The sequence below is a fragment of the Rhodococcus sp. NPDC127593 genome, from assembly GCF_042671975.1.
Taxonomy (GTDB): Bacteria; Actinomycetota; Actinomycetes; order Mycobacteriales; family Mycobacteriaceae; genus Rhodococcus_F.
On the sequence record NZ_JBHXWI010000002.1, the window covers coordinates 253,720 to 275,629 of the forward strand.

The following is a 21,910-nucleotide window of genomic DNA, read 5'->3' on the forward strand; positions in this document are numbered from 1 at the left end:
CCTCTGCTCCAGCCGATTTCACCGGGAGTACCGATTCCTCTTTCGATGATCGGTTGGCTCGAAGTGCGCGGTGCGGGTAGAGCGGCACCGTAGACCTCGCGTGCCGAGCGTTCGACTCTGCGCGATCGTAAGTAGTGCCCCCATGCGGTTGGATCGCCCATCGTGGTGTCGACATCGTCGACGCACCGAGGAGCAGGCACGTGAGCAGTTCAACGATCGAGGCCGAGGCAGTGACCGACCGCGAACTCGAAGATCGGTTCCATCCGATCTTCGACCGGATCGCCGAGGGCGCGCTGGGGCGGGAACGGGATCGCCGGTTGCCGTTCGACGAGGTGGGTCTCCTTCGCGACGCGCGGTTCGGTGCCCTGCGCGTCCCCGTCGAGTTCGGCGGGTTCGGCGCGTCGGTCCGACAGCTGTTCGGCCTGCTGGTCGATCTGGCTGCCGCGGAATCCAATCTGCCCCAGGCGCTTCGGGTGCACTGGAGCTTCGTCGAGGACCAGCGTCTCGTCGCCCCGACTGACAACCGCGAGCGGTGGCTGCGTGCGGCCGCGGAGGGAACACTGGTCGGCAACGCCATTACCGAACCCGGGGTAGGAGCCGCCGACCGGTACCAGACGACGCTGCGCCGCGGCGACGACGGCACCTGGGTCCTGGACGGCGTGAAGTACTACAGCACGGGCAGTCTTTACGCCGATCACATCCTCGTCGCGGCCGACCGCGACGGCGAGCGGGTGTCGGTGCTGGTGGACGCGGACGCTCCGGGCGTGACCCAGACCGACGACTGGGATGGTTTCGGACAGCGGCTCACCGCAAGCGGTACGACCACGTTCTCGGGGGTCGTGGTGCCCGAGGAACGGATCCTCGGGCCCGGATACGGCGCGCCCGGCCGCACCTACGCGACGTCCTACCTGCAACTCGTGCAATTGGCCGTTCTCGCCGGGATCGCCCGCCGCGCGGAGACGGACACGGCGGAGTGGGTTCGGGCCCGCACCCGCACGTTCACCCACGCGGCTGCCGACCTGCCTCGGCACGACCCGCTCGTGCAGCAGGTGATCGGCAAGCTGTCCGCCGCCGCCTACGGCGCCCGCGCGACCGTGCTCGCCGTCGCCGACGAACTCGACCGCCTGCTCGACGCCGGCGGTGAGGACCCTGAACTCCTGGACCGCGCCGAGGCCGCCGCAGCCCGCGCGCAGTCCGTGGTGATCGGCCTCGTCCTCGACGCGACCGCGCAGTTGTTTGAGGTGGGGGGCGCGTCCGTCACCTCGTCGGAACTCGGTCTCGACCGGCACTGGCGCAACGCACGCACGATTTCGGCACACAACCCTCTGATCTACAAGCAGCAGTCGGTGGGGGCGTACGTCCTGAACGGTGATCCGCTGCCGTACGCCTGGAGCGCCGGGCAGCGGCATAGCGTGCGCGACGCGGACGCGCCGGCATGACCCGGCAGATCCGCTTCAACGCGTTCGACATGAACTGCGTCGCCCACCAGTCGCCGGGACTGTGGCGGCACCCGGCCGACCAGTCGCACCGCTACACCGACCTCGGCTACTGGACCGACCTCGCCCGGCTCCTCGAACGCGGGCTGTTCGACGGCCTGTTCATCGCCGACGTGCTCGGCACCTACGACGTCTACGGCGGCACCGACGAGGCCGCGCTACGGCAGGGCGCCCAGATCCCGGTCGCAGACCCGTTGCTGCTCGTCTCGGCCATGGCAGCGGTCACCGAACACCTTGGTTTCGGCATCACCACGGGGACGGGATTCGAGCACCCGTATCCGTTCGCGCGCCGGCTCTCCACCCTCGACCACCTCACCCGGGGACGGATCGGGTGGAACGTCGTGACGGGCTACCTGCCGTCCGCGGCCCGGAACTTCGGTGACGCCGACCAACTCGACCACGACACCCGGTACGACCAGGCCGACGAGTACCTCGAGGTGCTCTACAAGCTGTGGGAAGGCTCGTGGGAGGATGACGCCGTTGTGCGCGACACCGAGCGCGGCGTGTACGTCGATCCGGAGAAGGTGCACCACATCGGCCACCGCGGAACGCATTTCACGGTCCCGGGCATCCACCTGTCGGAACCGTCGCCGCAGCGGTCGCCGGTGATCTACCAGGCGGGGGCATCGCCGCGCGGTATCCGGTTCGCCGCCGAGAACGCCGAGGCGATCTTCGTGGGGCCGCCGTCGAAGCGGGTGCTGAAGGACACCGTCGCACGGATCCGGCAGGCACTCGTGGACGCCGGCCGCGACCCCTATTCGGCGCGGATCTACGCGCTGTCCACCGTCATCACAGACAGCACCGACGCGGCCGCGGCCGCGAAGCAGGAGGAGTACCGGCGATACGCCGACCTCGAGGGCGCGCTGGTCTTCACGTCCGGCTGGATGGGGATCGACCTGTCGCGGTACGACCTCGACGACCCGATCGGAAACGTCGAGAGCAATGCCATACAGTCGGCCGTTGCCGCATTCCAGGAGGCCGCGGACGACGGCCGCGAGTGGACCGTCCGCGACATCGCGGAGTGGGCGAGCATCGGCGGCCTCGGGCCGCGGTTCGTCGGCTCCGGCGAGACCGTCGCGACGCAGTTGCAGGAGTGGGTGGCCGACACCGACGTCGACGGGTTCAACCTGGCGTACGCGATCACGCCGGGATCGTTCGAGGACGTCGTCACCCACGTCGTGCCGGCGCTGCAGGCCCGCGGTGCCTACCCGACCGGTTACACCGACGGGACCCTGCGCCACAAGCTGTTCGGAAAGGGCGACCGGCTTCCCACCGACCACCGGGGTGCGCGGTACCGCCTCGGCGGCGACCTCTCGACGCGGACCGACCGCTACCGCGCGTACACGAACTCCTGAACGACCACCACAACCACCGGGAGCACCCATGAGCACACCCCGCACCGCCGCCGCCGTCGTCGGAGCCGGACTGGCCGGCACCACCGCCGCGCTCGGCCTCGTCGACGCCGGTTTCACCGTCACCCTCTACAGTGACCGCGACCGCGACGCCTTGCGCAACGACGTCCCGGCCACCGGCACCGCCGTCTACTTCGGCAAGTCCCGCGAGGCCGACGCCCGCATCATCGAGGACCTCTACGCCGACGGTCCGCACTCGACCGGGATGAGCACCCGTCTGCACACGGGGGAGGGCGACACCCGCGCCGATGTCCTCGAGTTCGACCCCGACTTCCGGTACGTCGCGCAGGGCGTCGACGTGCGGTTGCGGGCCGACGACCGGCTCGGCCGGTTCCTGGACCGCGGCGGCCGCTTCGAGGTCCGGGCGGTGAACCCCGACGACCTCGATGCGATTGCCGCCGACCACGACCTGACACTCGTGGCGACCGGAAAGGGCGGGCTGTCCACGTTGTTCCCGGTCGACACCGAACGGACCGTGTACAGCGAACCGCAGCGCCGACTGCTGCTGGTGACGTTGCAGGGCCTGGGACACGGCCCGGACACCTTCGGCTACCGGTCCGCTGCGGGCGGCGCGCACAATCTCTTCAACCTGCACACCGATTTCGGTGAGGCCTGGCTCGGCCCGTACCTGCACAAGGACGCCGGCGCCACGTGGAGCTTCCTCGGCTTCGCGAAGCCGGGCAGTCCGTGGGAGGAGCGGTTCGCCGCGGTCACCGACGTGCACTCCGCGCGGCAGACCGTCGTCGACTTCTACCGCGACTATTTCCCGCACGACGCCCCCGAGATCGAGCAGTTGCAGGTGATCGAGTCCGACCCGCATTCGTGGCTGAAAGGGGCGGTCACCCCGACGGTGCGGCGCGCGGTCGGGACGACCAGGAGCGGCCACGTGGTCGCGGCGATCGGCGACACCGCGATCGCGTTCGATCCCCTCGCCGGGCAGGGGGCCCAGAACACCGCCGTGCAGGTGGCCGCGCTCGTCGACGCGGCACGCGGGCACGACGGCGAGTTCACCGCCGGCTGGCTGTCCGAGCAGTTCGAGAAGCACTGGCACACAAGGGGTCACGCTGCTGCAGAGGTCACCCGCCTGTTCCTCGGCGACCCGAAATACGCGGTCCACGCCGAATTGCTGTTCCCGGCGGCGACCGTCAGCGAACCCGTCGCCGCGGCCCTGTTCGGTTTCCTCTCCGAACCCGACACGCTGATCGGTATCGACACCCGGGAGGACATTCTCGCGTTCATCGCCGCCGTGGCCGGAGAACCTGCGGAGGACGTGCTGGAACGGTTCGCGCCGAGCGACGGATTCACCGCATCTCGCGCGGCGGCCCGAGCCCAGGCAGCTCCTGTCTGTTCCCACACGATGGCCGCGGCGCCAGTGGTGGTGGTCAGCTGCTGACCGCCACCACCGGTCGGCCGAACGGCCAGGTTAGCCAGGGGCCCCTTCGTCGGATCGACATCGACTTCCTCACCGTTCGTTCGCCGACGATCTCGCGCGCCGCATCCCCGCGCGCGAGCGACGCTCGTTCCCGGCACCGGGCACTTCCCCACCGAGGACGAGCCCGCCCTCGTGGCGCAGGCTCTCGCTGACTTTCTCGCGCTGTGAGAGCCGGTGTCATGGTCGGTCGGGAGTGTGCAGTAGGTCGGCGATGGTGATTTCCGCCGTCGGCGTCAGGACGTTTCGGTGATAGTCGGAGATCGAATCGACGAGTGCCGACACTGCGGGCGCGGCGAAGTGTTCGGGATCCCAGCCCGCATAGAGGGTGACGGCGAGGATGCCTTCGGGGACTCGGATCGGCACACGGATGAGGTTGAAGAGGGGTTGGTCGGTCAGTACGGCAACCCCCTGGCCCGATGCGGCGAGTGCTCTGGCCACAGATGTCACCGATACAACTCGGGGGTCGACGTAGGCGAGGCCTTGGCGGGCGGTGGCGGTATCGAATGCGAGTCGGGCGGCGTTGTTGCGGTGCATCAGGATGAGCGATTGTTGAACGAGGTCGGCTAAGGGGACTTGGGTCTGTCCGGCCAGGGGGTGTTCCGGTGATGCCAGCGCGCACACCGGGGCGCGGCCGATGACACGGGTCTCCATCGACCCGGGTGGAGGGAACGTCGAGATGCCGATATCGGCATCTCCGCGCTGGACCACGTCGTACACGGTGCGGGTATCCCGCTCGATGATGTCGTTCAGTCCTGACCGCAGGTATCGACCAGCGAGATACGGTCCCAGGACGTCGGCGATGGTGGTCGCCGGCGCAGCGATCGTCAGCGGGATGTCGTCGCCTCGGGCGAGGTGCCTGAGTACCGAGCTCGCTTGGTCGGCCCGTGCCACGAGGTCGCGCGCGAGCGGCAGGAAACGTTCGCCTGCGACACTCAGACGCAAAGCGCCCGGTCCGCGGCGAAACAACTCGACACCCAGCTTCTGCTGCAAATTGTGGAGTTGCCGGGAGAGCGAGGGTTGCGCCACTCTCACCGCGCGGGCGGCCGCCGTAACCGACCCGTGGTCGACGACGGCAAGGAAATATCGAAGTACACGAATCTCCACCATGCCTCCTAGGCATTGGCCTGCTGCGAAATGGATATTGGACGGTTATAGCAGCACTCTTCACACTTATCTCCACGCACGTGATTGTGAGCCGGCTCATGGCTCCATTTCTTTCGAGGAGAAGGCATGAACGCTACATCCGGCCCGGGTTCCGAGGCCGTCCCGAACCTTCGCGGGGCTCGGAGAGCAGGCTTCGGCGCGTTGATCGGCACCACGGTGGAGTGGTACGACTTCTTCATCTTCGGTACCGCGGCCGCACTCGCTTTCGGGCATGTGTTCTTCCCGTCGGCATCGCCGACCGTGGGACTGCTCGCCTCGTTCGCGACGTTCTGGTCGGGTTTTCTGGCTCGCCCCCTCGGGGGTGTGATCTTCGGCCATCTCGGCGATCGGATCGGCCGGAAGAAGACGCTGATCACCACCCTCGTCCTGATGGGTCTGTCCAGTACCGCCATCGGACTATTGCCCGGCTATGCGTCGATCGGCATCGCCGCCCCCGTTCTGCTCATCCTGCTCCGGATGGTTCAAGGACTCGCGTTGGGCGGCGAGTGGGGTGGTGCGGTGTTGATCGCCGCCGAGCACGCGCCGCCCGGCCGACGCATGCTGTTCGGTGCTTTCGCGCAGCAGGGATCGCCCGTCGGCAACATCTTGGCGACCCTGGCCTTTCTGGGCGTCAGCACACTCCCGGCGGACGATTTCGCCGCCTGGGGTTGGCGGATCCCATTCCTCTTCTCGGCTGTACTGCTTCTGGTCGGGTTGATCATTCGAATCGGTGTGGAGGAATCGCCGGAGTTCCTTGCGGCGAGGGAAAATGGGGAGATTTCCGAGGCGCCGGCACTGGAAACCATCCGAACCGCTCCCGTCCCGCTCCTTCTCGGAATCGGAGCCGCGGCGATCGGTGTCGGTGGGGCCTACTTCATGGGCACGTTCATGGTTGCGTGGACGACCACGGACCTGGGTGTCAGCCGATCGACGATCTTGTCGGCCTTGCTGCTGGCAACGATCGTGCAGTTCTTCGTCCAACCCATCGGCGCACTCCTGGCGGATCGCTTCGGGGGTACTCGAATCATGGTGACGGCGCTGGTCGCCACGGTGATTTTGACTCCACTTGTCTATGCGCTGGTCAGCACAGGGGAGATTGCTCTGATCTACGTCGGCCTCGCCCTCGGTGCTCTGACGAGTCCGGCCTACTTTGCGGTGTTGGCCGGCTTCCTCGCGCAAGCGTTCGACGCCCGGATCCGCTATACCGGTATCTCGTTGGCCTACCAATTGTCGGCAACGTTGATCGGCGGAATGGTGCCGTTCATCGCTCAGTGGCTCCTCGCCGGCAGTGGCATCGCCATGGTGGCGGGGTACCACGTGGCCCTCACCTTGCTCACCTTGGCGTGTGTGGTCCTGCTCGCCCGGCGAATGCGAACTCGGCCGGCCCCTCACTCGGAGCGCACAGATGTCAGCCTCAACGTCTCGGCCGACCGTCATGTCGTTGCGGAAGTCGACTGAACACCACCATCACCATCACGAGCTAAGGACCATCTCATGGACACACCCGCACGACCGCGCATCGTTCGCGGACGTCGAATCCTCACCTCCGCTGCGGAATCCGCCAACGCGATCGCGATGATCGGTGACCGCATCGTTGCGCTCGGCGACACCAATGAACTGCTCCGACAATTCCCCACCGCCTGGGTCGATGACAGGGGAGACACCGTAATCTCACCCGGATTTCACGACGCACACCTGCACCTCGCTATGGCCGCCGAGAACGAACTGAAGCTCGACGTGTCACCCTCGCAGGCATCCACGCTCACGCAGCTACTCGATAAAGTCGGTGCTGCGGCCAAGGACGACCCTGCACAAGGCTGGGTCCGCGCGGTGGGCTACGACGATGCAAAGATGCCCGAAGGGCGCGTTCTGACCCGCTGGGACCTGGACACCGTCACCGGGAACGTTCCCACGATCGTCCTCCACGTCGCCTGTCATTGGGGAGTGGTCAACTCCGCAGCGCTTGCCGCGGGAGGCATCACGGACAACTCGGAGCCGCCCAGCGGAGGTGACTTCGGACGGGACGGAACTGGTCGGCTCAACGGCATTCTCTATGAGCGTGCTCTCACCGATTTCGCCTACGCCCAGGGTGATGTGGACGGGAGGACGGTCGTACCAGAGTTAGGATTCGACGAACGGATAACAGCGCTAGGGAATGTGATTCGGCGTTGGCACGCAGCAGGGTTGACATCGGTCTGCGACGCATTTTCCGGGCCCGCGGACATTCGTCTGTTCGAGGCAGCTCGCGAGCAGGGCCTGCTGACGATGCGTGTCGGATTCCTTCTCGCCGCCGAGCACTACGACTCGGTACACCGGCTCGGCCTACGCTCGGGGTTCGGCGACGACCACCTGCGCTTTGTCGGAGTGAAGGCGCTCGTCGACGGTGCTGTCGGCGGACGAACCCTCCTTCTGGAAGAGCCGGACCACGACACCGGGCATCACGGCATCCAGGTGCTCACCCGTGAGGAGCTCGCCGAGGTGGTCCAGAAGGTGCACGGTGACGGCAACCGAGTCTGCGTCCACGCCAACGGCGACCGCGCCATCCGGCTCGTCCTCGACGAATTAGAAACCGCGCAAAAGAAAATGCCGCGACCCGGACTGCGGCACCGCATCGAACACTGCAGTGTGGTGGACGAGGACATCTTGCGACGCATGAACGAGCTTTCCGCGATCGCGGTCCCCTTCGGCAACTACGTCCACCAACATGGCGGCCATCTCATCGACTGGTACGGCGAGGACCGGGTAGAGCGGATGTTTGCACACCGGGCGTTCCTCGATGCCGGAGTAGCCGTGGCGGGGTCCTCCGACTTCCCCTGTGGAGCAGTCGAACCCCTCCTGGCGATGCAGAGCATGGTGACTCGAACCGGGTGGGACGGTGCCCTCGTCGGGTCATCGCAACGTGTCTCGCCGACCGAAGCCCTCGCGATTTACACAGCAGGATCAGCGGTTGCCACCGGCGAGGAAGACCGCAAGGGCACACTCGCCGCCGGCCGGCTCGCTGACTTCGTTGTTCTGGAAGAGGATCCGCTGGAAGTCCCGCACGACCAGATCTCGAAGATCGGTGTCCAATCAACGTTTGTCGGGGGCGTGGAGGTGTACACGCGAGACTGAGACGACGCGCCGGCGGGGTGAGTTGACCATTGCGCTCACTTGCCCCACCGGTCTGGTCGGGGATCGGTACCGGAGTGGGCATGTTGTTGCTGTTCCGTGGACTGCGTCGTGGGGCGATGAGCGTGGTGGCTCCGATCGGAGACGTGCGGCATGGCGTTGCCCGCTTGCATCGGCACTCACGCCGGACCCGCGCCGACTGCGGCCTGCTCTCGATGGCCTCATCGCAGCGTCCGGCATTGCTGTGCACTATATTTCGCTGAATCAGGCGGGGCGCGGTCAGGATTGTGCCCCGTCGCCGCTGGCCGCCAATCGTCGTTCTACAGACGACCCATCACCGGCGTCCATTCGACGATTCGATGTTCGGGTACGAGGCCGTGGATGACGAAGGGATCGTGCGTGAAGAGTTGTGCGACCGCGTCGGTTGTGTCGGACTCCACGAGGATGAAGGCACCGCTGTCATCGGCGTAGGGGCCGCAGGTGATGACGGTCCGGTGCACGACCAATTCGGCGAGCCATGCTCGGTGTGCGGATCGGTACGTGTCACGGCCAGCCGCGGTTTCGGCTGAGTAGGTGTAGTCGACGACGAAGTGTGGCATGGTTTCTGATTCCTCGGGGGTGGATGCAGCAGTCGGTGCGCAGGACCTGAGTCTCCTTGCACGGGACGAAGGCGGCACACTGCGGTGGGCAGTGTGCCGCCCCATGTCGGTGTCAGCCGAGCAGTTCGTAGATCAGCAGGCCGGACAGGGACAGGATCGAGATGAATCCCAGGGCGCCGATGATGTTTTTCCACCAGGTGTTGCGGAGATTGCCCATCAGCTGGGAGTTGTTGCTCATCACGAGGAGCAGGAGCCCGAGGAACGGTGCGATCAGGACGGTCAATGCCTGGGCGAAGATGATCAGCTGGACAGGGGATTTCGTGAACAGGATCGTGATCAGGAGTCCGAAGGCGAGGATTACGGCGCTGGTGCGTTTGGCTGTCAGCGTGCTGGGCGACGGTCCTTTGCCGAGCGCGTCGGAGAGCATGGTGCCTCCGGCGGTGGCGTTGGCGACCATGGCGGAGAACGCGGCACCGGAGAGACCGAGCGCGAAGATTGTCGATCCGATCGGGCCGGCGATGGGTTCGAAGATCTTGGCCAGGCCTGCGAGGGTGGTTGCTTCGGTGTTCTGTTGGCCGAGGACCGCCGCGGCGACGATGATCACGAGGGAAGTCATGATGCCGGGTGCCACGATGCCCGGGATGGTGTCGGCGATGGTGGTTTGCCGGTATTCGGCTGCAGTGCGCTTGCGTTCGTGGGTGCCGTACGAGGTGAAGAAAGCTGCGTTGAGGGAGAAGTTTGTGCCGACGAGGGCCACGACGAGGAGCTGCCCTCCCGGCGGAATGCTGGGAACCACCCCGTTGAGTGCCTCGTACCAGTCCGGTTTGGCGATGATGGCACTGAAGACGAAGGTGGCCGCGAGGAGGGCGACGATCACCAGCAGGACGCGTTCGACGGTGCGGTAGACGTTGCGGAACAACAGGATCAGTCCGACGAAGACTGTGCAGACGGCGGACCACACTATCGGGGACCCGCCGAAGACCATCGACAGTCCCAGTCCGGATCCGACGGCGTTGCCCACGGAGAAACACAGGGTGATGATGAAGACGCCGATGCCGGCGCCGACGCCGACGCGTCGGCCCAGGACGTCTTTGACCGAGCTGATCATCGATACTGGGGTACGGATGCCGAGGCGGACACTCATGTCGGCGTAGACCAGCATGAAGATCGTCGAGACGGCGATCACCCAGATCAGGGAGTAGCTGTATTCACTGCCGGCTTGGACGGCACTGGCGAGGTTGCCGGGCCCGAACTGCCACGCTCCGGCGATGAATGCGGGACCGGCCATGGCCAGAGTCCGAACCCAGTACCGCCGCTGCGGCCGGACGCGACCTCCGGGCGGCGGAGGGGTGTCTGCGACCACTGAATCGCCTCCGACGGGATCGGCTGATGTGCGAGATGGCTGACTCATCGATGAGCCTACTTTCTGGTGTTCGAACCGCAGACGAGGAGTGTGGCGCAACTGACGATGGTCATCCGACGCTGCCGGCTCGGAAGGGGCGAACGGAACCTGCGGCCAGAAGTGGGCCGGGTCTGTTGCGGGCGGTGTCGGCCGGCCCGGGGTGTCCGGGCCGGGCGGCGGTACCGGCACGTGGCGCGGTGGCACCGCGTGCGGCGGATTCCGTGAATCCGAAGTGACGGTTCGAGCGAGGTCAGGCGTGGGCGACGACCGAGGTCAGCCCGGCCGACTGCAGCGCGGCGGCGATTTCGGCACCTGCGCCCTCGGCCAGCGGCAACAACGGTGAGCGCACGGTGGCGTGTTCGAGGATTCCGCGGGCGACGAGGCCTTCCTTGAGGGCGACGGTGCCTTCCATGTGCGAGCCGCGGTGGTAGACGTTCGCCGTCACCGGCAGGAGGCGGTCGTGGATGGCCCGTGCCGCGGGGTAGTCCTTGGCCTTGCCTGCTGCGATGAGTTCGACCAGCGGCTCGGGCGCGAGTCCGCCGTAGCCGACCAGCAGGCCGTCGACGTCGAACATGGTGTGCAGCAGATACTCGTCATGGCAGCTCAGGATCTGCAGGTCGGGGTTCTCGCGGCGCAGGACCGGGATCTCACGGTCCCAGCGGCGCATGTTCCGCACACCGTTCTTTGTGGCGAACACACCGGGCTGGGCGGCGATCTCGAGCTGGGTGTCCAGGTTGTACGTGGCCTTGGTGGCGTCGGGGTACTGGAACAGGATCAACGGCAGGCCGGACCCTTCGTGAATCGCCTTGTACCGATCCTGCGGGGCGCCGTCCTGGTAACCGAACCGCAGCCATCCGTGGGAGGGGTAGACCAGGCCGGCCGAGGCGCCGGCGTCGACTGCGCGGCGGGCCTCCTCAACGGAGACGGCGGTGCCTTCGCCAGTGATGCCGGCAATGATCGGCAGCCGGCCGTCGACGGAGTCCTTGAAAGCGGCGATGACGCGAACCTGCTCGTCCTGGGTGAGGAAGGTGCCCTCGCCGGCGTGGCCGAGTACGACCAGGCCTTTGACACCGTCGACACTGCCGAGCCACGAGCCGAGGCGCTGGATGGCGTCGTAGTCGACGGCGCCGTCACGGGTGAAGGGTGTCACCGGCGCCGGTGTGAGGCCGCGGAGGTCGAGTGTGCTCATGGTTGCTCTTTTCCATCGGAGGATCTGCGTTGTGCAAACGTTCCCGGGAACGTTCCCGTGAACGTTTTCATCGTGCGATACGATCGGGGCTGTGTCAAGGGTCACGTGCTGAATCGGATGTGATCAGGCCTTCCTCACGCGCTGAGGACCGGGCCGAGGCGGTAGAGAGGAAGACCATGGAAGCCAATGGGAGCGCGCCCCAGCGGGCGCGGGACGGTAAGCACGTCGTGACGCTGCGTGAAGTGGCGGAGGCGGCAGGTGTGAGCACCTCGACCGTCAGCCGCGTGCTCGACGACCGCGTGCCGCCGTCCCGCTCCGCGACCGCCGAACGAGTGCGGGCGGTCGCCGATCAATTGGGCTACCGGCGCAACACCTTCGCATCGAGCCTGCGCCGCGGGCAGACCGCGACGATCGGCGTCCTCGTCCCACGGTTGAGCGACACCGTCATGGCCTTGATGTACGAGGCGATCAGCCGGGCCGCGACCCGCCTCGGCTACTTCACGGTCGTCGCCACCACGGGGGACAACCCCGCCGACGAGTCCGACGCGGCGAGGACGCTGCTCGCCCGGAACGTCGACGGCCTGATCGTCGCCTCGAGCCGGCGAGACGATCCCTTGCCGGGTGAACTGCGGGAGCGCGGCGTGCCCCACGCGCTTGTGCTTCGTACGGACGGCATCAGTCCGTCCTCGGTCGGCGACGACGAGGCCGGTGGCTATCTCGCCACCCGCCATCTGATCGACCTCGGGCACACCGACATCGCCGTCCTGTCGGGCCCGTTGTTCGCGTCCACCGCCGTCGGTCGTCTGGCCGGGGCGCGAAAGGCGCTCCGGGAAGCGGGAATCGCGGAAGTGCCCGAGTGGATCGTCGAAACGACGTTCGGCATCGAGGACGGCGAGGAGGCCGGGAACCGGCTCTTCCGCTCCGCGTCCCGTCCGACGGCCGTCTTCGCCGCCAACGACAACCTCGCACTCGGAGTCGTCGCCGCCGCGCACCGATGCTTGTTGACCGTCGGCGACGACGTCGCCCTGGTCGGCTACAACGACATCCCACTGTCGCAACGTCTTCCGGTCCCTCTCACCTCGGTGCGCACCCCGTTCGACCAGATTGCGGCCACCGCGCTCGATCTGATGCTCGCCACCAGCCCCGTCGACGAACCGATCCGGCGTGCGATGCCCACCCTGATTCCGCGTCGCTCGTCCGGATCGCACCGGGCGAGAAATGAAGCACGCTCGTAAGGACCGAAGCTTGGCGTATTGACGCAGACCGACGGCAAGCCCCGACGGTCACCCCGTCATCGAAGAGAGCTTCTGGTTCAGCAGCATCGTGTTCGACGAGGTTGCCCGCGCCGGTGTCTCGTTCGGCTCGTACACCGTTCACTGTTGTCTGATCCTGCCGTATCAAGCAGCTCGGCTCAGTAGCCCTGTTGAACGGCCGACCGATTCGGCGCATGGGTCACCTAGGCTGGATTACGGGGATGCGCTCCCTCGAGCAAGCGTGCGTGCGGTCGCCCTGGTCTCTGCCCGTCGGGCCCCGTTGGCCGTCAGTAAAGTCGATCTTTCAGCAAAAAATCGTCAAAATAGCGTAATGTTTGGAATATGGCTGATCGGGTGAAGACCACGCGGACCGAGGTGGTGTATGACGAAGTTCGGGCCGAGATCCTCAATGGCGAGGTCAGCCCCGGGGTTCGGCTGAAGATCGCTGATCTCGGCGCACGTTTCGGGGTCAGCCTGTCCGTGGTCCGGGAGGCGTTGACACGGCTGGGTGAGCAGGGGCTGGTGGTGGCGAATCCGCAGCGAGGATTCAACGTCGTGGACGTGTCTCCGGAAGATCTGAAGGACATCACGTATGTGCGGATTCAGATCGAGACGATGGCCCTGAAGGATTCCATCGAGCACGGCGGGCTGGCGTGGGAGTCGCTGGTGGTGTCGACCCATCACACCCTCGAGCGGACACCGGTGCATCTGCCCGATGGCCGTATCAATTGTCAGTGGCTGCAGGTGCACCGCGACTTCCATCAGGCCCTCCTCGCGGGCTGCGGCAGCCCCCGGTTGCAGTCGATTGCCAATTCGCTTCGGGACGGTGCCGAGCTGTACCGGGTCTGGTCGGACACTCTCGCCCACGACCGGAGGGATCTCGCGGGGGAGCACCGAGCCATCATGGAGGCTGCGCTGTCGGGCGATGTGGAGAATGCTCAACGTCTGCTCACCGAACACATCGCCCGAACAACCGACGCGTTGCTCGGCTGTTCGCAGCTCGGGGTGCCGTCCGAGTAGTGTGCAGATCTCGTCCGCGAAAAGCGCGTACCGTGGCTGTGCGGGTACGTGCTGTCGGGAGGCGGCCCGGGTGGGCGCCGCCTCCCGAAAACACTTGATTCTGCCGTGATGTCGGCTGTCGGATCAGATCAGCGGGTTGCGCAGCTCCCCGATGCCTTCGATGTAGCTGACCAGGGTCCCCCCGCGGGGGAGGAACCGCTTCGGTGAGCGTGCGCCGCCGACGCCGGCGGGTGTTCCGGTGAAGATGATGTCGCCGGGCAGCAGCGGACAGATCGCGGAGATTCGCGCTACCAGTTCGGGGATGGAAAAGATCAGGTCGCTGGTGCGGCCCTTCTGCAGCACTTCGTCGTCGAGGGAGCATCCGATCTCGAGGTCGTCGACGTTGGGCAGTTCGTCGACCGAGACGACGGCGGGACCGATCGGCCCGAATCCGGGAAAGGACTTCCCCAACCCGAATTGCGGTGCCGGCCCGGCGAGCTGGATCGCTCGTTCGGAAATGTCCTGACCGACAGTCAATCCGGCGATGTGTTCCCACCCGCGGTCCTCGGAGACGCGCTCGGCCTTCTTGCCGATGACGGCGACCAGTTCGACTTCCCAGTCGACGTTGTCGGAGGGCAGCGCGATCGGCGCCGTCGGGCCGGTGATGCAGGTGGGGAATTTGGTGAACACCAGCGGCGCGTCCGGTTCGTCGAGACCTGATTCGGCGGCGTGATCGCGGTAGTTCAATCCGATCGCGAACACCTGCCGGGGCATCGCGACCGGTGCGCCGATTGCCGCACGGTCGAACGGCCGGTAGTTGTCCGCGGAAAGGGAGTGCGCCCAGTCGGTGAGCTCGTTCCAGCGTTCGTAGATGTCGAATCCGGAGGCGGCGAAGCGGCCATTGCTGGCGTGTTCGATGTCGAGTGCGACGTCGCCGTCGATGACGTGAAAACGGTTGTTCACGCTGCTGATGCGCATGTGGCGTCCTAGTTTCGGTGTGGAGATGAGTAAGCGTGGGTTAGCCGGCGGAATGGGAGCCGGTCATGAGTGCGGCGAGGTCTTCGGGTGCCAGGAACGAGGGCGGGGGTGGCGGGCCCCAGTTGTAGAGGCCTTTCGCGCCTTCGATGACCTCCGGTTTCCACAGCTGTTCGTCGACGATGCAGTCGAGGTCGCTGTAGTACTCGGCGAAATTGCCGGCCGGGTCCTTGAGGTACCAGAAGAAGTTGGACCCGATGTGGTGGCGGCCGAGGCCCCAGACATGCCGGTCGGGGTGGCCTTCGAGCATGGCCGTCGCTCCCCGTCCGACCTCGTCGACATCCTCGACTTCCCACGCGGTGTGGTGCAGGAAGTTCAGCGGTGCCTGCTGGATCAACACGTTGTGGTGATCTTCCGAGCAGCGCATGAAACTGGCCAGTCCCGGCACCCGGTCGCTCGTCTTGAAACCGAGACCTTCGGCGAAGAACCGTTGGCTGGCGTCCTGGTCGAGGGAGCCGATGACGATGTGCCCGAGTTTGCGCGGTCGTACCGGTCCGGTGCGGCTGATCGCGGAGGCGCGCTCGTCGGTCCGGTCGTGGCGGCCCGGTCCGTTGGTGAGTGGTGCCGGGGCGGGCTTCTGCTTCACCTCGGGGGCGATCTCGACGACGACGGTCAGGGAGGAGTTCGGGTCCTCGACGGTGAGTGAGCCTTCCTCTGCCTTGTAGGCGATGGCGAGGCGGTCGAGTTGGGATCCGATGCGGGCGAGGTCGTCGCTGTCGTGCACTCCGATGCCGAGTTCGAGCAGCCGTCGTTGCGGCGCCGACGCCAGGCGCAGTTGTTCCCCGCCGTCGACGGTGCCGAATCGGTGCTCGCCCAGGTCGGTGAGGCCGAAGTCGCGGTAGTAGTCGGCGGTGGCCCCGGGGTCGGGGACTCCGATGGTGATGGTGGTCAATCGATGCAGACTCATCGTTTCTCCTATGCGGGGGTCGTGGACCGGGCTGCGGTGGCGTCCCGGTGCGGGTTGTCGGGGGCGGTGCGTGCGGCGGCGAACTGGATGTACCAGTCGAGGAGTTCGGGCGCATCGACGGTCGCCGGATCGACCACTGCCGCAGGCGAAGCGCCCTGCATGAGCCGTTTGAGAGGGATCTCGAGCTTCTTTCCCGTCCGCGTGTGCGGGACCCCGGGTGCGGCGATGATGTCGTCCGGCACGTGCCGGGGGGAGGCGCTGGCCCGGATGGTGTCGACGATCCGGTGCCGGAGTTCGTCGTCGAGGTGGATCCCCGGGACGAGGACGACGAACAGCGGCATCCAGTACCCGCCGTCGGAGTCTTCGACACCGAGGACGAGCGCTTCCTGTATCTCGGGCAACTGCTCGACGGCGTCGTAGATGTCGGCGCTGCCCATACGCACACCGTGCCGGTTCAACGTCGAGTCCGAGCGACCGTGGATCACGACGCTGCCGCGGTCGGTGATGGTGATCCAGTCTCCCTGGCGCCACACCCCGGGATACATCGAGTAGTACGTCTCCCGATATCGGTCCCCGTCGGGATCGTTCCAGAACCGGATCGGCATCGAGGGCATCGGTTCGGTGATGACCAGTTCGCCCACGTCCCCGGTCACCGAGTGGCCGCCGGGGTCGAAGGCATCGACGGCCACCGCGAGACACGGTCCGGAGATCTCTCCGGACCAGACCGCCAGGGTGGGTGCACTGCCGACGAATCCGGTGACCACGTCGGTGCCGCCGCTCGTGGAGGCGATGCGAACCCGGGGCCCGAGTTGGTGGGCCAACCATTCGGCTGTGCTGGCCGGTAGCGCGGCTCCGGTCACTCCGACGCCCCGCAGCATGTCGAGGGCACGTGGCCCGCGTAGATCGGAAGGGGAGTCCTTCATGCACCCGAGGAGGTAGCCGGGACTTGTGCCGAGAAGGGTGACACCGAACCGGTCGGCCATGTCCCACAACGCGTCCACCGCGGGGAAGGTGGGGCTGCCGTCGTAACACACGATGGTCGCCCCCACCAGCAAGCCACCGACGAGGCTGTTCCACATCATCCAGCTCGGTGTGGTGAACCAGAAGAAGGTATCTCGCTCGCCCAGATCGAAGTGCAGCGCAGTGATTTTGAGTTGTTCGAGCAGCACCCCGCCATGGCCGTGGACGATGCCTTTCGGCACCCCGGTGGTGCCCGAGGAGAACACCACCCACAGCGGGTGATCGAACGGAACCGGCAGTGGTTCGAGGGGGTACTCTCCGTCGGTCGCGTCCGACCACGCGGTCATCCCTGCCACGCCGGCGCCGACGCGGTCGACCGCGATCGCCAGTCGAACGGTCGGGAGCAGGGACCGCAACTCGGCTGCGGCGTCGGCCCGGTCGCGGACTTGTCCGTTGAAGCGGTACCCGTCGGCGGTGATCAAGGCCGCCGGCTCGAGTTGCCCGAGCCGGGCGTGCGCCGCGGGTACCGCGTAGTCCTGCCCACACGATGCCCAGATCGCGCCGAGCGTCGCGGTGGCCAGGAACGCGACGACCGCCTCGGCGATGTTGGGCAGATAGCCGACCACCCGGTCACCGGGTCCGATTCCGTTGCTGCGCAGGGTGTGTGCCAGCGCTCCTACCTGCCTGCGCAACTCCCGCCGGGTGAGGGTCGTGGTGTGGGCGCCGGGCTCGGCGGCATCGATGATCGCCACCGAGTCCGGGTTGCCCTGTCGCAGGAGGTGTTCGGCGTAGTTGAGTTGTGATCCGGCGAACCAGGTTGCACCCGGCATGGCCGATGTGGTCAAGGCGGGGCCCGGCGTGGTCGTCGAATGGACATCGAAATGGTCCCAGACCGCCTGCCAGAAATCGCCGAGGTTCTCGACGGACCAGCGATGCAGGTCACCGTAGGTCGGCAACGTCAGGTGATGGCGTTGTTCGGCGAACCTGGTGAAACGCGTGATCTGCGCGGCGTGGACGTCACCGGGGGTCGGTTCCCAGATCGGCTGAGCCATCTCGGTCTCCTGTCGACTCGTAGAGGGTGGGATGCGCGGCACCTGTCAGGGTGTCGGGGTGAGGAGCTGATCGAATACCCGCTGCAAATCGGTGTACGGATCCTCGCCGGCGCCGAGCGAACGCCAGGCGATGAAGCGGTCGGGGCGCACCAGCACGGCGCCATGGGACCCGATGGCGCGGTTCTTCAACCATGCGCAGCGAATGTCGATGTAGTCCCCGGTGAGCACACCGACCCGGATCGCGTCGAGCGGAATGTCGCGTTCGAGGGCCAGTTTGGCGGCGGCCTCGCACCACGCCTGTCCGTCTTCGCCGGCGATCAGGAGGAATTTGCCGTCGCCGGCCAGTTCGGCGAGGGAGAGGCGGTCACCTTCGCGTTCGACGAAGGCGTGCGGCAGCGGATGCCCGGCCCGGGTGGAGGGCTCGTAGAGCCGGATCGCGTCGAGCGGTTCCGGTTCGGCGGTGCCGTCCGAGACGATCGCCCCGACGGGGTAGGTGTAACCGAATTCGACGTGGTGATGCCGGAATTCCACGGTCTGCGAACCGATGGCGGTATTGAGAGCGTGCCGCTTCTCGGCCGAGCCCGGCATGTCCGTCCACATCGGACGCAGCAGCGCCCAGTTCTCCTCGGCCGTCAAGTCCGGCGACAACCCGATCGCCTGATCGATGGTGAAGTGGTTCAACGCGTTTTCCATCGCGCGTTGGGCGTTGTAGGCGTCGACGGGCTTGCGTTCGCTCTCGTAGGTGTCGAGCAGCGTCTCGCCGGCCGCGCCGGTGAGGACGGCGGCGATCTTCCAGGCCAGGTTGTGTGCATCGTGCACCGCGCTGTTGAGCCCCAGTCCGCCGGTCGGTGGGTGACGGTGCGCGGCGTCGCCGATCAGGAATACCCGGCCGACCCGGAACTTATCGGCCACCAGGGCCTCCATGATCCATTGGCTGATGTTGTGGACCTCGGGCTCGCAGTCGGGCAGACCCAGGGTGGCGCGCATCCGGTCGAGGACTTTGGTGCGATCGAGTGCGGCGGCGTCGTCGACCGCGTACTGCATGTGGAAGACCCATTCCTCCGATGCCGGGCCCCAATGATCCGGGCCCATCGGCACCAGAACGCCACTGAAGGAACCCCCGAAGTCGGGGTTGACCAGCCACCGGATCAGCACCTCGGGATCGCGAGCCCATTGCGACAGGTCGGCAGTCATGTGCACCGACACCATCCGCATCACATCGCGGGTGCCCTCCATCTGCACCCCGAGCTGCTTGCCGACGGCGCGTCCGCCGTCGCACCCGAGCACGTACTGGGCATGCACGGTGTAATGCTCACCGGTGTCCTTGTTCAGGATCCGGGCCTCCACACCGTCGGAATCCTGTTCCAGAGAGACGAATTCGTGATTGAACCGGATCTTCTCCGCTCCCGCGAGGGACTCGGCGTGCGCGCGGAGAATGGGTTCGAGCCGGATCTGCGGAAGGTTGCTGGTACGGCACGAGCTGGCCGCGACATAGTCGGGATCGGTGTAGCCGGCACCCCACACCTCGAGGCGGCCGAGCTCACGGCCGTAACCGTCATGCGGTCCGGTCAAACCCGTGTACCACCCGGTTGCCTGCATGTTTTCCGGCGGCGTCCCGCGGTCGTAGACCGCATCCGCGACACCGACCTCCCGGAAGATCTCCATCGTCCTCTGGTTGAGTACATGCGCCTTGGGCAGCACCGACGTCGTGGGATAGGCCGAGACCAGGAGTGAGTCCACCCCCAGCCGCGACAACAGCATGGACGAGGTCAAACCGGCGCCGCCGCCGCCGACGATCAACACAGGTACCTGCACGTCACTCATGATTTCGCTCCAACTTCTCGGTCACGACCGGGTCTCGCATCAACAGGGCCGGGGAGTGGGCCACGTCACAAGCATTGCAGATAACGACGATTATCGCAATAAAAATCGATTTTCTTTGAAGGTGGCGACGACCGCCTCCGCACATCACGGTGATCCGTGTCAGGGGGCGGTGGGCTCGCGGAGGATCATGGCCGGGTCGGTGCGGCGCGAGGGGGTTCAGATGCACGGCGGGTGCCGTCGCTTCGAGCACCGCCCGCAGGTAGGACACCCCGACGTCCATGATGCTCAGGTACAGGGTGTCGAGCAGCAGTCCCTTACCGATCCCGGCCAAGTAGGCGTGCAGTTCCCAGCAGGCCCAGACGAAGTCCGACACCGCCTGGGAGTTGCGGGTGCGGCGCACCTCCCAGATCAACTGCGCGAAGGCTTTCAACTGTTGTCGATATATCTAACACTAATTAATAGGTTCTGACATTGTCTGCCGGTGTGAATGGTGAGGCCGCGGAATGCTGGGGATGTCGGTGGTTGGGCTTGTGCAGGGCGGAGGGGAGGGCCGGTGGCCTTCTCGGCGCATGATTTATTCGCGACCTGGTGCACTCGGGTTCGCCGGCTTTCCCATCCGGATCATCGACCGAAGGATTCACCATGACCCTCACCGACACGGCCGCCCTCTCGACCTCGGCGGTCACCGAACGCGAACGCCTCGTCGCGGCTGCCCGCGACCTCTCACCTCCGCTGCGGTCGAACGCCGCGCGCGCCGAGGAGGACCGCCGCGTTCCGCAGGAAAACATCGATGCCCTGCGGAATGCCAGCCTGTTCGACATTATCAAACCGGCCCGCTTCGGTGGCTCCGAGGAGGGTTTCCGCACCTTCCTCGAGGTGGCGCTGGAAATCGGCCGCTCCTGCGCCTCCACGGCCTGGGTGACCACCCTGTCCAGATGCCGATGATCGAACGGGCGCGGGCGAGGATGGATTCCGCCCACGCGGCCCAGCGTTGCCGCGAGGCGGTCGAGACCCTGCTCAATGTGGGAGGCGCGGGCAGTTTCGCGCAAGTCAACCCGCTGCAGCGGATCTGGCGCGACCTCGAGACCAGTTCCCGGCACGCGTTCGTCAACGTGAACATCAACCAGGAGATCTACGGCCGCGCCCTGCTCGAAATCGAGGAGCAGGTCTCCCCCTTCGTCTGAGCGCCCGCGCGGACGACAAACAGCGAGACGGCAGGAGCAACTCCCATGACAGTGACAGCCCCGGAGCGCGACATCGACGACACACGGTTGGCGTGGCCGGACTCCCTGTCCGGCCCTGAGCAGCAAGGGTATTCGGGCAGCGATGTGACCCGGCATCTTGCGGCGGGACGACCCGTCGTCGTGTCCCGCCCCCACCGGCACGGATTCGTCGTCGTCGCCGCACACGATGCGTCGACAACTGCGGCGGCCTTCGTGATCCGTCACTCGTCGGGATTCGTTCAGATCGCACTCCCACGCCGGCGCTGTGAGGAGTTGCTGTTGCCGCCGATGAACCCGTTCGACACCGGCGGAGCCCGGATGTGCGTCGGGGTGGACGCCGTACGAGGGACAGGTACCGGTATCTCCGCCGCCGACCGGGCCACCACTGCCCGCGCCCTGGTGGATCCGGTAACCGGGCCGGGGGATCTCACCCGGCCCGGCCACCTCGTCCCGGTCTGCGTCGACCACCGCGATACCGATATGCGGGACAGTGCGGCGGCAATCGCGCTGGATCTGACCCGGCGAACGGGACTGCCGCCCGGCGCCCTGTTCGCCGACTTGGTCGGGATGGCCGATCCCACCCGAATGATGAATCACACCGAGTGCGTGGTGTTCTCCGGAACCCACAACCTGCCGCTCGTCACCGTTCACTAGCGTCCACGCCAGTCGCCGAGCCCATACCGGCCCCCGAGCCGGGGCACGGACGGCCTGGACGAGGACCACACATGGAGGCAGAGGAAACAATGGACGCACAACTGTTCAAAGAAGCGATGGCGCGAGTTGAGGTTTCCCCCGGAATGTGGACACCGAATTGGCGGGATTCCGGTCTCGCTGGAAGGATGTCCATATGCCACCCCGCAAGCGCCGATCATTCAC

19 protein-coding genes are annotated in these 21,910 nt (G+C 66.4%); 10 read left to right on the plus strand and 9 right to left on the minus strand.

The window, feature by feature from the left end:
- The first annotated feature begins 200 nt into the window (after positions 1–200).
- Genes ACFVJ3_RS02855 through ACFVJ3_RS02865 form a run of 3 tightly spaced genes read left to right on the plus strand, consistent with a single transcriptional unit; the run spans position 201 to position 4,301 of the window.
- Positions 201–1,439: an acyl-CoA dehydrogenase family protein gene (locus tag ACFVJ3_RS02855; protein ID WP_378450611.1), complete on the plus strand. Its 1,239-nt coding sequence runs from the start codon at positions 201–203 to the stop codon at positions 1,437–1,439.
- Positions 1,436–2,851: an LLM class flavin-dependent oxidoreductase gene (locus ACFVJ3_RS02860; protein ID WP_378450612.1), complete on the plus strand. Its 1,416-nt coding sequence runs from the start codon at positions 1,436–1,438 to the stop codon at positions 2,849–2,851. Before ACFVJ3_RS02855 ends, ACFVJ3_RS02860 begins: the two co-directional genes overlap by 4 nt.
- A gap of 28 nt (positions 2,852–2,879) precedes the next feature.
- Positions 2,880–4,301 (plus strand): styrene monooxygenase/indole monooxygenase family protein, encoded by a 1,422-nt coding sequence (locus ACFVJ3_RS02865; protein WP_378450613.1) that lies wholly within the window; start codon positions 2,880–2,882, stop codon positions 4,299–4,301.
- A 216-nt stretch (positions 4,302–4,517) separates the two neighbouring features.
- Here ACFVJ3_RS02865 and ACFVJ3_RS02870 read toward each other — a convergent pair whose 3' ends face one another.
- The gene (locus ACFVJ3_RS02870; protein ID WP_378450614.1) at positions 4,518–5,447 is read right to left on the minus strand and encodes a LysR family transcriptional regulator; all 930 of its coding nucleotides are present in this window, start codon (positions 5,445–5,447) and stop codon (positions 4,518–4,520) included.
- Positions 5,448–5,570: 123 nt separating this feature from the next.
- Here ACFVJ3_RS02870 and ACFVJ3_RS02875 point away from each other — a divergent pair, with 123 nt between their 5' ends.
- Positions 5,571–6,941 (plus strand): MFS transporter, encoded by a 1,371-nt coding sequence (locus ACFVJ3_RS02875; protein WP_378450615.1) that lies wholly within the window; start codon positions 5,571–5,573, stop codon positions 6,939–6,941.
- A 36-nt stretch (positions 6,942–6,977) separates the two neighbouring features.
- Positions 6,978–8,594, plus strand: a complete 1,617-nt coding sequence (locus ACFVJ3_RS02880; RefSeq protein ID WP_378450616.1) for an amidohydrolase — start codon at positions 6,978–6,980, stop codon at positions 8,592–8,594.
- A gap of 317 nt (positions 8,595–8,911) precedes the next feature.
- Here the strand turns inward: ACFVJ3_RS02880 and ACFVJ3_RS02885 are convergent, their stop codons facing one another.
- The 3 genes from ACFVJ3_RS02885 to ACFVJ3_RS02895 form a co-directional block, all read right to left on the minus strand.
- On the minus strand, positions 8,912–9,190 hold the full coding sequence (locus tag ACFVJ3_RS02885; RefSeq protein ID WP_378450617.1) for a YciI family protein: 279 nt from the start codon (positions 9,188–9,190) through the stop codon (positions 8,912–8,914).
- Positions 9,191–9,302: 112 nt separating this feature from the next.
- Positions 9,303–10,478, minus strand: coding sequence for an Nramp family divalent metal transporter (locus ACFVJ3_RS02890; protein ID WP_378450640.1), 1,176 nt, complete (start codon positions 10,476–10,478; stop codon positions 9,303–9,305).
- 364 nt (positions 10,479–10,842) lie between these two features.
- Complete coding sequence (locus tag ACFVJ3_RS02895) at positions 10,843–11,781, minus strand: dihydrodipicolinate synthase family protein (RefSeq protein WP_378450618.1); 939 nt, start codon at positions 11,779–11,781, stop codon at positions 10,843–10,845.
- A 176-nt stretch (positions 11,782–11,957) separates the two neighbouring features.
- Here ACFVJ3_RS02895 and ACFVJ3_RS02900 point away from each other — a divergent pair, with 176 nt between their 5' ends.
- Together ACFVJ3_RS02900 and ACFVJ3_RS02905 are read left to right on the plus strand one after the other, a co-directional pair.
- Positions 11,958–13,016: a LacI family DNA-binding transcriptional regulator gene (locus ACFVJ3_RS02900; RefSeq protein WP_378450619.1), complete on the plus strand. Its 1,059-nt coding sequence runs from the start codon at positions 11,958–11,960 to the stop codon at positions 13,014–13,016.
- Between the two features lie 360 nt (positions 13,017–13,376).
- A complete protein-coding gene (locus ACFVJ3_RS02905) occupies positions 13,377–14,054 on the plus strand; it encodes a GntR family transcriptional regulator (RefSeq protein ID WP_378450620.1) in 678 nt (225 codons plus the stop codon).
- A 123-nt stretch (positions 14,055–14,177) separates the two neighbouring features.
- On the opposite strand, the gene ACFVJ3_RS02910 is transcribed toward ACFVJ3_RS02905, so the two are convergent.
- Genes ACFVJ3_RS02910 through ACFVJ3_RS02930 form a run of 5 tightly spaced genes read right to left on the minus strand, consistent with a single transcriptional unit; the run spans position 14,178 to position 20,241 of the window.
- The gene (locus ACFVJ3_RS02910) at positions 14,178–15,011 is read right to left on the minus strand and encodes a fumarylacetoacetate hydrolase family protein (protein WP_378450621.1); all 834 of its coding nucleotides are present in this window, start codon (positions 15,009–15,011) and stop codon (positions 14,178–14,180) included.
- 40 nt (positions 15,012–15,051) lie between these two features.
- Positions 15,052–15,975, minus strand: a complete 924-nt coding sequence (locus tag ACFVJ3_RS02915; protein WP_378450622.1) for a VOC family protein — start codon at positions 15,973–15,975, stop codon at positions 15,052–15,054.
- Between the two features lie 8 nt (positions 15,976–15,983).
- Positions 15,984–17,987: an acetoacetate--CoA ligase gene (locus ACFVJ3_RS02920; protein WP_378450623.1), complete on the minus strand. Its 2,004-nt coding sequence runs from the start codon at positions 17,985–17,987 to the stop codon at positions 15,984–15,986.
- Between the two features lie 45 nt (positions 17,988–18,032).
- Positions 18,033–19,811 carry an FAD-dependent monooxygenase gene (locus ACFVJ3_RS02925; protein WP_378450624.1) on the minus strand — a complete coding sequence of 593 codons (1,779 nt, stop codon included), beginning with the start codon at positions 19,809–19,811 and terminating at the stop codon, positions 18,033–18,035.
- The gene (locus tag ACFVJ3_RS02930; RefSeq protein WP_378450625.1) at positions 19,804–20,241 is read right to left on the minus strand and encodes a hypothetical protein; all 438 of its coding nucleotides are present in this window, start codon (positions 20,239–20,241) and stop codon (positions 19,804–19,806) included. The genes ACFVJ3_RS02925 and ACFVJ3_RS02930 overlap by 8 nt, the downstream gene beginning before the upstream one ends.
- A gap of 212 nt (positions 20,242–20,453) precedes the next feature.
- On the opposite strand from ACFVJ3_RS02930, the gene ACFVJ3_RS02935 reads away from it, so the two are divergent.
- The 3 genes from ACFVJ3_RS02935 to ACFVJ3_RS02945 are packed head-to-tail and all read left to right on the plus strand — an operon-like array spanning position 20,454 to position 21,688.
- Complete coding sequence (locus tag ACFVJ3_RS02935; RefSeq protein WP_378450626.1) at positions 20,454–20,756, plus strand: acyl-CoA dehydrogenase family protein; 303 nt, start codon at positions 20,454–20,456, stop codon at positions 20,754–20,756.
- Complete coding sequence (locus ACFVJ3_RS02940) at positions 20,747–20,995, plus strand: hypothetical protein (RefSeq protein WP_378450627.1); 249 nt, start codon at positions 20,747–20,749, stop codon at positions 20,993–20,995. Before ACFVJ3_RS02935 ends, ACFVJ3_RS02940 begins: the two co-directional genes overlap by 10 nt.
- 45 nt (positions 20,996–21,040) lie before the next feature.
- On the plus strand, positions 21,041–21,688 hold the full coding sequence (locus tag ACFVJ3_RS02945) for a 3,4-dihydroxy-2-butanone-4-phosphate synthase (RefSeq protein WP_378450628.1): 648 nt from the start codon (positions 21,041–21,043) through the stop codon (positions 21,686–21,688).
- The last annotated feature ends 222 nt before the right edge of the window (positions 21,689–21,910 follow it).